The sequence below is a fragment of the Streptomyces ambofaciens ATCC 23877 genome (assembly GCF_001267885.1).
GTDB classification, from domain to species: Bacteria; Actinomycetota; Actinomycetes; order Streptomycetales; family Streptomycetaceae; genus Streptomyces; species Streptomyces ambofaciens.
Genome location: NZ_CP012382.1, coordinates 7,779,539 through 7,790,562, shown reverse-complemented (window position 1 = coordinate 7,790,562; position 11,024 = coordinate 7,779,539). Strand labels below are relative to the sequence as shown.

Here is an 11,024-nt window from a genome sequence, read left to right as displayed (position 1 = left end):
TTCTCCACAGGCTCAGGCATCGTCTCGGTCGGCGTTCAGCGCCATGTCGATCAACGCGTCGGCGTCCAGTTCGTCGATCGAGTCGCCGTCGGTGGACGGGGTGGACGGCTCGTCGGTGTCGCCGGCCAGTCGCAGCAGCGTGTCCACCAGGCCCTCCGCACGAAGGCGAGCGATCGGTACGGTCGCCAGTGCCGTCCGGATGGCGTCCTCTCCGGGCTCGGCGGGCGTCTTGTCGGCGCTCGGTCCGTGGTCGGCGACGCCGAGTTCCGATCCGAGGTAGGCGGCGACCCCCGTGGGGGTGCGGTGGTTGAAGGCCAGGCTCACCGGCAGCCGCAGCCCGGTCGTGCGGCTGAGCCGGTTGCGCAGCTCGACCGCGGTGAGCGAGTCGAAGCCGAGGTCCTTGAACGCCTGCGCGGCCTCGACGACCTGCCCCTCCCGGTACCGCAGGACCGCCGCGGCCTCGGTGCGGACCAGATCGAGCAGGATCTGCTGCCGCTGTCGGGCCGGTGCGGCGGAGAGCCGGTCGAGCAGTACGGAGGTCTCGTCGGCGCTCTGCTCGTCGGCCGCTTCCGGTGTCCGGTCGGCTTGCAGCGCGGCGATCAGAGGGCTCGGCCGGCTCGCGGTGAACGCGGGTCCGAAGACGTCCCAGTCGAGGTCGGCGACGACCAGACCGTCCTCGTGCCGGTCGATCGCGCCCGCCAGGGCCCGTACGGCCAGTGCGGGCGCCATCGGGACGACCCCGAGCCGCCGCAGCCGGTCGCCTCCCCCCGACGCGGCGAGGCCGCCACCGGCCCAGGAGCCCCACGCCACGGAGGTCCCGGCCAGGCCGGCCTGGCGGCGGTGCCGTACCAGGGCGTCCAGGAACGCGTTGCCCGCGGCGTACGCGCCCTGCCCTCCGCCGCCCCACACGGCGGCGCCGGAGGAGAAGACCACGAACCGCTCCAGGTTCCTCTCCCGGGTCAGCTCGTGCAGCAGGCGCGCGCCGGTGACCTTCGCGCCGAGCACGGTGGCGAGATGGTCCGCGTCGACCTCGTCCAGCGCGGTCACCCCGTCGACGCCGGCCGCGTGCAGCACTGCGGTCAGCGGCCACTGCGTCGGTACCGCGGCCAGGACCTCCGCCAGCGCGTCCCGGTCGGTCACGTCGCAGGCGGCCAGGGTGACCGTCGTGCCGAGTGCGGTCAGCTCCTCCGCCAGCTCCAGGGCACCGTCCGCCTTCTCACCGCGCCGGCCGACCAGCAGCAGATGGGGTGCGCCCCTGCCGGCCAGCCAGCGGGCCACCTCGGCGCCGACGGCCCCGGTTCCCCCGGTGACCAGCACCGTTCCGGTGGGGGTCCAGGCAGGTGGCGCGGGCTGGGTGGGGTCGGTGTCCTGAGGTGAGCGGACGAGCCGGCGGGCGGACATGCCGCGGTCGCGGAGGGCGACCTGGTCCTCGCCGGTGCCGCCGACCAGGACGACGGTCAGCAAGTCACCGGCGGCGCTGTCGGGAGCGGGTGGGATGTCGATCAGTCCGCCCCAGCGGTCGGGGTGTTCGAGCGCGGCGACCCGGCCGACACCCCAGACCGCTGCCTGGGCGGGGCGGTCGGCGGGTTCGTCGCGGGTGGACACCGCGCCTTGGGTCAGCGTCCACAGGGGTGCGGTGATGCCCGCGTCGCCGAGCGCCTGGGTCAGCGTCACGGTGGCGGCGACCCCGGCGGGCACCGCGGTGCCCGGTAGCGCGACGTCGGTCGTGGCGATGAGCGACAGGACACCGGAGAGGGGTTCCTCGGGGCCGGTGGTCTCCTTCAGGCGTGCGGCGAGCGTGTCGCGGTCCGGAGTGTGGTCGGCGTCGACTTCGTACTCCAGGGCGTCGGCCCCGGCGGCGCGCAGCGCGGTGGTGGCCCACTTCGTCAGCTCGCAGGCGAGGGGGGCGACGACCAGCCAGGTACCGGTGAGCGGGCTGGTGGCAGGGAGTCCGGTCAGCGGGGACCACTCGACCCGGTAACGCCAGGTGTCGATCGTCGTGTCCTGACGGCGTCGGGTACGCCAGGAGGAGAGTGCGGGCAGGAGCGCGCCGAGCTCCCGGGAGGACTCCAGCTCCAGGGTGCCGGTGAGTTCCGCGAGGTCGCCGCGTTCCACGGCGTCCCAGAAGGCGGCCTCCTCGGTGTCGGCGACTGCGGCCTCGCGGGTGGTCGGCGCGGGCTCCAGCCAGTAGCGCTCGTGCTGGAAGGCGTAGGCCGGCAGTTCCACGCGGCGTCCGGCCGGGACGACGGAGGACCAGTCGACCCCGGCACCCGCCACCCACGCCTCGGCCAGGGCCGTCAGGAAACGCTCCTCACCCCCCTCACCACGACGCAGCGAACCCACCACCACGGCATCCACACCCGCCGCCTCAGCCGTCTCCTCCACACCCACCGCCAGCACCGGATGAGGACTGCACTCCACGAACACCGACCGCCCATCGGCCAGCAGCCCACGAGTCACCTCCTCGAACCGCACCGTGGAACGCAGATTCTCGAACCAGTACCCCGCGTCCATCGACGCCGTATCGATCGGAGCACCCGTCACCGTCGAATACAACGGAACACCCGACGACACCGGCGCCACCTCCGCCAACTCCGCCAGAATCCGCTCCCGCACCCCCTCCACCTGCACCGAATGCGACGCGTAATCCACCGGAATCCGACGCGCCCGCACCCCCCGCACCCCACACAACCCCAGCAACTCCTCCAACGCCCCCGGCTCACCCGACACCACCGTCGACCCCGGACCATTCACCGCCGCCACCGACAACCGCCCCCCGAACCCACCCACCAACTCCTCCACCACACCCCGGCCCTCAGCAACCGACACCATCCCCCCACCACCGGCCAGCGCCAGAATCGCCCGGCTCCGCAACGCCACCACCCGCGCCCCGTCCTCCAACGACAGACCACCCGCCACCACCGCCGCAGCGATCTCCCCCTGCGAATGACCCACCACCGCAGACGGCACCACCCCACACCCACGCCACAACCGCGCCAACGACACCATCACCGCCCACAACACCGGCTGCACCACATCCACCCGCCCCAGCAACCCCTCATCACCACGCTCGATCACCTCCCACAACGACCACTCCACCCACGGCTCCAACGCCGCCTCACACTCCGCCAACGCCTCCCGGAACACCCCCGACCACCCAGCCAACTCCCGCCCCATCCCCACCCACTGCGACCCCTGACCCGGAAACACGAACACCACGCCACGCCCCCCGTTCACCACACCCCGCACGGAACCGGCGAACGCCCCCTCGACCACCGAACCCAAGCCCTCCACCGCGCTCTGACGGTCGGCGGCCAGCACCACCGCGCGGTGCTCCAGCCCTGCGCGCGACAGCAACGACCAGCCCACGTCGACCAGGTCGGGTCCGGACGCACCGGAGACCAGCTCCCGCAACCGGTCCGCCTGGCCCGACAGCGCACCCGCCGACCGCGCCGACACGACCAAGGGCACCGTCCCGCGAGCCACCCCGGACTCCGGCGTCGGGGCCGCCACCGGCTCGGCCTGCTCGATGATCACGTGCGCGTTGGTGCCGCTCATCCCGAACGACGACACACCCGCCCGACGCGCACGCCCCGTCTCGGGCCACGCCCGCGACTCGACCGCCAGCCGGATTCCGCCGGCCGACCAGTCGACATGCGATGTCGGCTCATCCACGTGCAAGGTCGCGGGGACCACTCCGGAGCGCAGCGCCTGCACCATCTTGATGACGCCCGCCACCCCCGCGGCCGACTGCGTGTGCCCGATGTTCGACTTGACCGATCCCAGCCACAACGGACGGTCCTCATGCCGGCCCTGTCCGTACGTCGCGAGCAGCGCCTGCGCCTCGATCGGGTCGCCCAGCCTGGTCCCGGTCCCGTGCGCCTCCACCACATCCACGTCCGACGCCTCAAGACGCGCGTTGGCCAACGCCTGCCGGATCACCCGCTCCTGCGACGGGCCATTGGGCGCCGTCAGACCGTTCGACGCACCGTCCTGGTTGACGGCACTCCCCCGCACCACCGCCAGCACCTCATGCCCCCGGCGCACCGCGTCGGACAACCGCTCCACCAGCAGCAACCCGACGCCTTCGGACCAGCCCGTACCGTCCGCGGCCTCCGCGAACGCCTTGCACCGCGCGTCCCCGGCCAGTCCGTCCAGGCGGCTGAACTCGCTGAAGACCCCGAAGCCGGCCATCACCGTCACTCCGCCGGCCAGTGCCATGTCGCACTCGCCGTTGTGCAGCGCCTGCACCGCGAGGTGCACCGCCACCAGCGACGACGAACACGCCGTGTCCACCGTCACCGCGGGCCCTTCCAGGCCGAACGAGTACGCCACCCGGCCGGAGAGGACACTGGTGGCGCCGCCGGTGAGCTGGTAGCCGGCGACGTCCTCCGGGAGCGCCTTGTCGAGGCCGTAGTACGAGGAAGCGGCGCCCGCGAACACGCCGATCGGCTCACCGGCGACCGCCAGGGGGTCGAGCCCCGCCGCCTCGAACGCCTCCCACGCGGTCTCCAGCAGCAGGCGCTGCTGGGGGTCCATCGCCAGCGCCTCGCGCGGCGAGATCCCGAACAGCCCGGCGTCGAAGCCTGCCACGTCGTCGAGGAACCCGCCGAGCGGCGCGTACGGCAGGTCCGTGGTGTCGATGTCCCAGCCGCGGTCGGTCGGGAAGGCGGTGATGGCGTCCTCTGCGGCGTGTACGAGCCGCCACAGGTCCGCGGGCGACCGGACACCGCCGGGCAGCCGGCACGACATGCCGATGATCGCGATCGGCTCGCCCCGGTCGGTGGCGGAGCCGGTGGTCGCCCGGTGCGTCGACCCGGCCTCGCCGACCAGTGCGGTGCCGAGGTGGCCGGCGAGCGCGACCGGGGTGGGATGGTCGAACAACAGCGTCGCCGGCAGGCGCAGTCCGGTAGCCGCGTTGATGCGGTTGCGCAGTTCGACGGAGGTCAGCGAGTCGAATCCGAGTTCCTTGAAGACCCGGTCCGGGGCGACCGCGTCCGCGCCCGTGTGCCCGAGGACGGTCGCGGCCTCGGCACACACCAGTCCGGTGAGCAGGCGGCGCTGTTCGGCGGCGGGGAGCGCCGCGAGGCGTCCGGCGAGGTCCGAACCGCCGGTGACGGTACCGGCGACGCGGCGCGCGGGCGCGCGTACCAGGCTGCGCAGGAGTGCGGGCACGGGCCGCAGCGTCCGGGCGACGGACGCGTCGAAGCGCAGCGGGAGCAGGTACGGCAGACCTGTGGCGTGGGCGGTGTCGAAGAGGGCGAGCCCTTCGTCGGCGGAGAGCGCGCCGCCGACGCGGGTGGCGCGGGCGAGGCCGGTGGTGCCGAGGCCGCCGCTGATGGCGCTCTCCTCGGCCCACAGGCCCCATCCGAGCGCGGTCGCGGCGAGCCCCCGGGTCCGGCGGTGCTGGGCCAGCGCCTCCAGGAAGGCGTTGGCGGCGGCGTAGTTGGCCTGGCCCGGGGAGCCGAAGGCGGAGGACGCGGACGCGTAGACGGTGAACAGCGCCAGGTCGAGGCCGGCCGTCAGTTCGTGCAGGGCGAGCGCGGCCTGGACCTTGGGGCGCAGCACGCCGGCGACCCGCTCGGGCGTCAGCGCTTCGATGACACCGTCGTCGGCGACACCGGCCGCGTGCACGACCCCGGTGAGCGGGTGCTCGGCGGGGAGGCCGGCCAGCAGTCCGGCCAGGGCCTCCCGGTCGGTGGCGTCGCACGCGACCACCCGCACCTGTGCGCCGAGCGCGCCGAGTCGCTCCGCCAGTTCCCGCGCGCCGGGCGCGGCGGGACCGCTCCGGCTCGTGAGGACCAGGTGTCGCACGCCCCGGTGCTCGACCAGGTGCCGGGCCAGCAGCGATCCGAGGGTGCCGGTGCCACCGGTGATGAGGACCGTGCCCTGCGGGTCGAGGGCCCGCGGCAGCATCAGGACGTTCTTGCCGACGTGGCCGCCCGAGGCGACGTGCCGGAAGACCTCCGGCGCCTGCCGGACGTCCCACGCCCGCGCGGGCAGCAGGGTGAACCGGCCGGCGCGGAACAGCTCCAGGATCTCCCGCAGCATCTCCTGCAGCCGGTCCGGCCCTGCCTCGCCGAGGTCGAAGGAGCGGTAGCGGCGGTCGCCGAACGAGTCCGGGTCGCGCAGGTCCGCCTTGCCCATCTCCACGAAGCGGCCGCCGGGGGCCAGCAGCCGCGCCGAGGCGTCGACGAACTCGCCGGCCAGCGCGTTGAGGACGACGTCCACGCCGCGCCCTTCGGTGCGCCGCGCGAAGGCCTGCTCGAAGCCCAGGTCGCGCGAGGACGCGAGGTGCGCCGGGTCCAGTCCGGTCGCCGCCCACTTCGCCGGCGAGGCCGTCCCGTACACCTCCGCACCCAGGTGCCGTGCGACCTGTACGGCGGCCATCCCCACGCCACCAGCGGCGGCGTGGACCAGCACCGACTCACCGGCGGACAGCCCCGCGAGGTCCACCAGCGCGTAGTAGGACGTCAGGAAGGCCATCGGCACCGAGGCCGCGTCCGAGAAGGTCCACTCCCGCGGCATCGCCGCCACCATCCGCCGGTCCACCACCGCCAGCGGCCCGAAGGCCCCCTCGAACAGGCCGAAGACGCGGTCACCCGGTACGAGGTCCCCGACCCCGGGGCCGACCTCCACCACGACCCCCGCGGCCTCCGACCCCATGAGGGCCGTGGGGTCCGGGTACTGCCCGAGCGCGATGAGCACATCGCGGAAGTTCACCCCCGCCGCACGCACCTCGACCCGTACCTCGCCCGGTGCCAGCTCCGCGGTCGCCCCGGAGGCGGGCGCGAGGGCCAGGTCGCGGAGGGAGCCGGAGGCGCGGTCGGCGGTGAGTCGCCAGCCCTCCGTGTCGGGCACGGCGAGTGCGCCGGACGCCGAGGCGCGGGCCAGCCTGGGGGCGAGCAGGGTGTCGCCGCGCCGGGCGAGCCAGGGTTCGTCGCCGCCCGTGAGCACGGCGAGCAGGTCGGCGTCGGTGTGGATGTCGGTGCCGGAGTGGGAGTCGGTGCCGGCACCGGTGTCGATGCCGGAGGCGGTGTCGGAGTCGGTGTCCAGCAGGACGAACCGGTCGGGGTGCTCGGCCTGCGCGGAGCGTACGAGACCGCCGACGGCCGCCCCGGACAGGCCGGTGACGTCGTCACCGGGTACCGCGGCCACGGCACGGCGGGTGATCAGCACCAGCCGGGACGCGGCGAACCGCTCGTCGGCCAGCCACGCCTGGATGCCGGCCAGGACCTCGTTGACGGCGACCTCGGCGTCCGCGTCCGCCACGGGCCACGCCACGACGTCGGGTGCGGCACCGGAGAACCCGGCCAGGAACGCGCCGAGTCCGTCGGTGGCCAGGGCGAGCGAACCCCGCCGGGCCGGCACGGGCACGGGCACGGGCACGGGCACGGGCGTCCAGTCGAGGAGGAACAGCGAGTCGTCGTGGCGCGGGCCGACGGCGGTCGCGGGCCGCAGGGTGAGCGACTCGACGGTGGCGACGGGGTTACCCACGGGGTCGCTGATCCGCAGCGTCCAGGCGTCCGCGCCGACGGGGGCCAGGTGGACGCGGGCCCGTGCGGCACCGGTCGCGTGCAGGGTGGCGCCCTGCCAGGCGAAGGGCAGCCCGGCCCGGTCCGGGTCGAGGCCGGTGAGGTGCAGCGCGGCGTCGAACAGGGCGGGGTGCAGTCCGCAGCGGCCCGCATCACGGTGGGCGGACTCGGGCAGCTCCACTTCGGCGTACAGCTCATCACCCGCCCGCCAGGCGGCCTTCAGCCCCTGGAAGACGGGACCGTACGCGAAACCGGCCCCGGTGGCCCGCTCGTAGAAGCCGTCGAGGTCCACCGGCTCGGCCTCTGGAGGCCATGTCCGCACGGTGCCGGCCGGACCGGCGGGAGCCGCGGGAGCGGCCTCGAGCAGTCCGACGGCGTGGCCGGTCCACTCCTCCTCGCCGTCGGGACGCGAGTGGATCTCCAGAGGGCGGGTGCCGTCCTCGCGCTCGGCTCCGGCGCTGACCTGGATCTGCACACCGCCGCGCGCGGGCAGCACGAGCGGCGCGGTGAGGGTGAGGTCCGCCACGGTCCCGCAGCCGACGTGTTCCCCGGCCTGCCAGGCGAGTTCGACGAACGCGGTGCCCGGGACGAGGACACCGCCGAGGATCGTGTGGTCGGTGAGCCAGCCGTGCGTGGCGGCGGAGAGCCGACCGGTGAGCAGCGCCCCTCCTCCGGCGGCCATCGACACGGCGGCGCCCAGCAGCGGGTGCCCCGTCGCGCCGAGGCCGGCGGAAGTCAGGTCCCCGGCACTCAGCCGGACGTCGGGCCAGTACGTCTGTCGTTCGAACGGGTAGGTGGGGAGTTCCACGCGCCGGGCTCCCGCCGCGCCGAGCGGAGCCGCCCAGTCGACGGGGGCCCCGTGCACGTGGACCCGCGCGATGCCGTGCAGCAGCGAGGCGGCCTCGTCCGGGCCGGAGCCCAGGGTGGGCACGGCGGTCGCGTCCTCGACGAGGTACGGGACGAGGGCGGACAGGGACCGGTCCGGGCCGAGTTCGAGGAAGCGGGTGGCGCCGAACTCGTGGGCCCGGCGCACGGCGTCCGCGAAACGGACGGGTGCGACGATCTGCCCGACCCAGTACTCGAAAGTGGCCGGGTCCCCGGGCGCGGTGGTGAGGACGGGGAGCGTCGGGGCACGGTACGTCAACGACCGTGCGACGGAGGCGAACTCGTCGAGCATCGGCTCCATCAGGCGCGAGTGGAACGCGTGCGAGACGGCCAGCCGTTTCACCCGCACGCCCCGTGCCCGGAACCGCTCCTCCAGGGCATCGATCGCGTCGGCGCCCCCGGAAACGGTGACCGAGGTGGGCCCGTTGACCGCCGCCACGTCGATCCCGTCGGGCAGTTCCAAGCCGTCCTCGGCCGCTTCGACGGCGAGCATCGCGCCGCCCTGCGGCAACGCGTCCATCAGCCGGGCGCGCGCCGACACCAGGGTGCACGCGTCCTCCAACGAGAGCACCCCGGCGAGGTGCGCGGCGGCCAGTTCACCGATCGAGTGGCCCACCAGCATGTCCGGGGCCAGCCCCCAGGACTCCACCAACCGGAACAACGCCACCTCGACGGCGAACAGGGCGGGCTGGGTGTACGCGGTACGCGCGAGGAGCCCCGCGTCCTCCCCGAACAGCACGTCCCTCAGGGGTTGCGGGAGTTCGACCTGCGCGCACACCGCGTCGAGCGCTTCGGCGAACACGGGGAAGGCCTCGTACAGGCCACGCCCCATCCCCACTCGCTGCGCGCCCTGACCCGAGAACAGGAACGCCGTGCGCCCGGGTGACGCCGTGCCGGACTCCGCCTCCGGCGGGACCGTGCCCTCGGTGAGGTCCGCGAGCGCCCGCAGCGCGTCGTCGCGCCCTGCCGCCAGTACGACGGTCCGCGCGGCCAGCGACGCGCGGGTGGTGGCCAGCGAGTGGCCGAGGTCGGCCAGGCGTGTCTCGGGCCGCTCGGCCAGGTGCGCGTGGAGTGCCACCGCCTGCCGGCGCAGAGCGCGCTGGGTGCCGGCGGAGAGCGGGAGCGGGATCAGCGGCGGTTCGGCGGCGGTGGGCGGCGCCGCGGCCGGGCCCTCCACGGCCTCGGGGTCGCCTTCGGGCGCCTGCTCCAGCACCGTGTGCGCGTTGGTGCCGCTCACCCCGAACGAGGAGACGGCGGCGCGTCTGGTGCGGCCGGGACCGGGCCAGGGCCGGTTCTCGGTGAGGAGCCGTACGGCGCCGGTCGACCAGTCCACCTGCCGGGTGGGCTCGTCGGCGTGCAGGGTGCGGGGCAGCACGCCGTGCCGCAGCGCCATGACCGTCTTGATGACGCCGGCGACACCGGCGGCGGCCTGCGTGTGCGCGATGTTGGACTTCACCGAGCCGAGCCACAGCGGGTGGCCGGCTGCGCGGTTCCGGCCGTAGGCGGCCAGCAGTGCCTGCGCCTCGATCGGGTCGCCGAGCCTCGTGCCCGTGCCGTGCGCCTCGACCAGGTCCACGTCGGAGGGCGCCAGGCCCGCCGAGGCCAGCGCGTCGCGGATGACCCGCTGCTGCGAGGGACCGTTCGGCGCGGTCAGCCCGTTGGACGCGCCGTCCTGGTTGACGGCCGACCCGCGTACCACCGCCAGCACCTCGTGGCCGTTGCGTACGGCGTCCGAGAGCCGCTCCACCAGCAGCACCCCGACGCCCTCGCCCCAGCCGGTGCCGTCCGCGCCGTCGCCGAAGGCCTTGCACCGGCCGTCGGCCGCCAGCCCCCGCTGACGGGAGAACTCGACGAACGCGGCCGGCGTGGCCATGACCGTCACACCGCCCGCGAGAGCCATGGTGCATTCGCCCCTGCGCAGCGACTGCACGGCCAGGTGCAGCGCCACCAGCGACGCCGAGCACGCGGTGTCCACGGTGAGGGCGGGGCCTTCCAGCCCGAAGACGTACGAGATCCGTCCGGACAGCACACTCGCGACGGCGCCGGTGGCGAGATAGCCGTCGGCCGCCTCCGGGTCGGCGGCGAGCGCGGTGGCGTAGTCCTGGCCGTTGGTGGCGGCGAACACGCCGACCCGGGCGCCGCGCACCGACTTCGGGTCGATGCCGGCTCGCTCGAAGACCTCCCACGAGGTCTCCAGGAGCAGCCGCTGCTGTGGGTCCATGGCGACGGCCTCGCGCGGGGAGATCTCGAAGAGCCCGGCGTCGAACTCGGCGGCCTCGTGGAGGAATCCGCCCTCGTGGCCGTAGCTGCCGCCGGGCCGCTCGGGGTCGGGGTCGAGCAGTGCGTCCAGGTCCCAGCCCCGGTCGGCGGGGAAGGGGCCGACCGCGTCGCGGCCCTCGGTGACCAGGTGCCACAGCTGTTCCGGGGTGCGGACGCCGCCGGGGAAGCGGCAGGCCATGGACACGATGGCGATGGGCTCGGAGTCCCGCTCCCGCTGTGCGCGCAACTCCTGGTGCGCCTGCCGCAGCTCACCCGTGACGAACTTCAGGTGGTCGAGCAGCTTCTCTTCGTTCGTCATCAGAGCGACTCCCAGCGGGCAGGACC

1 protein-coding gene is annotated in these 11,024 nt (G+C 74.4%); it reads right to left on the bottom strand.

The genetic code is table 11. From position 1 onward, the window contains the following. Positions 1 to 12 precede the first annotated feature (12 nt). Positions 13 to 11,001: a type I polyketide synthase gene (locus SAM23877_RS41880; protein ID WP_483316144.1), complete on the bottom strand. Its 10,989-nt coding sequence runs from the start codon at positions 10,999 to 11,001 to the stop codon at positions 13 to 15. Positions 11,002 to 11,024 lie beyond the last annotated feature (23 nt).